This is a genomic window from Desulfofundulus thermobenzoicus (assembly GCF_009428905.1).
In the GTDB taxonomy this organism is placed as follows: Bacteria; Bacillota; Desulfotomaculia; order Desulfotomaculales; family Desulfovirgulaceae; genus Desulfofundulus_A; species Desulfofundulus_A thermobenzoicus.
Window position 1 is genome coordinate 1 of the sequence record NZ_WHYR01000249.1, and the last position, 397, is coordinate 397.

General features: G+C 43.1%; 1 protein-coding gene. It reads left to right on the forward strand.

Annotation, left to right across the window (positions count from 1 at the left end; all coding sequences use genetic code 11):
* Positions 1–397: FAD-dependent oxidoreductase (locus tag GFC01_RS18495; protein WP_194175053.1), on the forward strand; the 397-nt coding region annotated here is incomplete at both ends.

A 397-nucleotide genomic window follows, 5' to 3' on the forward strand; every position in this document is an offset into this window, starting at 1 on the left:
TACATACAGCATTCAAACCATTGATCAGTCAAGACATGCGTATAACAAATTAAACAATTTGAGCGCAGGTGCAACGGTTGGCATCGTCGGTGCTGGACTTAGCGGGGTAGAGCTGGCCAGTGAACTAAGAGAAAGCCGTGCTGATTTAAACATTATTCTTTTCGACCGCGGAGAGCTGATTCTATCGAGCTTCCCAAAAAGATTAAGTTTGTATGTGCAAAAGTGGTTTGAAGAAAATGACGTAAAGATCATTAACTGTGCCAATATTACAAAGGTTGAAGAAGGTGTCGTTTACAACCATGATGACGCGATTGAAGCAGATGTCATCGTGTGGACAGCAGGAATACAGCCAAGCAAAGTGGTACGTGAGATGGATGTTGAAAAAGACGCACAAGGC